Origin of the sequence: Psychrobacter sp. 16-MNA-CIBAN-0192, assembly GCF_040309565.1 — a bacterium.
In the GTDB taxonomy this organism is placed as follows: domain Bacteria; phylum Pseudomonadota; class Gammaproteobacteria; order Pseudomonadales; family Moraxellaceae; genus Psychrobacter.
In genome coordinates, this window is sequence record NZ_JBEOOX010000039.1 from 1 (window position 1) to 662 (window position 662).

At 39.1% G+C, this 662-nt stretch carries 1 pseudogene; it reads left to right on the plus strand.

The features are described from left to right. Positions 1 to 34: 34 nt before the first annotated feature. Positions 35 to 662: pseudogene (locus AAEY78_RS12260) on the plus strand (hypothetical protein); the annotation flags it as partial.

Genomic DNA, 662 nt, shown 5'->3' on the forward strand with positions numbered 1-662 from the left:
TTAAACAATATTGATAAATTATGAAGGACAAGCATTGAAAACTGCCACACTATTACCTATCTTACTTGCGTTAGGCGTCTTGCTCAGTGCTTGTCAAACCAAGAAAGTGGATTGCAGTAACGAAGAAGGCTTATCCAATGTTATCGCGGCACTTACTAAAGATGTAGAGCAAGAGATTAAATCAACCAATCCTACCGTTACTCTTTCAGCAATTCGGGCAGCTATAAATAATCTTGCTTTCTCTATCAAAGAAGTACGAACCTCAAAACAAGATCCCAATAGTACCAAGGTTTTCTGTGAAGCAGCTTTCGTAGTAAATGTACCGGTAACCGTCATTGAAGATGCGGAAGAGGCTATGAAGAAAGCAGGGTACGATAGTAATGTCGAGCTTGCTTTAGAAGAAAATGGGTTTGAAGTCTCATCTGCTGCTGCCAATAGCTACCAAGCAACGATTTCTTATAATCTGCAACCTACAGATGATGGTAAGAGTATTTTATCAAGGATTGATGAAGGAAAAATACAAGTCGTCAATGCTATTCACGACTTAATTGTGTGGTCAATGGCAAAAAATGAGCTGGCAAAACAAAGTGATAAAATTACTCAAGACGTAGTTGCCATACCCGAAGTTAAGCCTGAGGTTAAGATTGAAACAGCACCAGCAA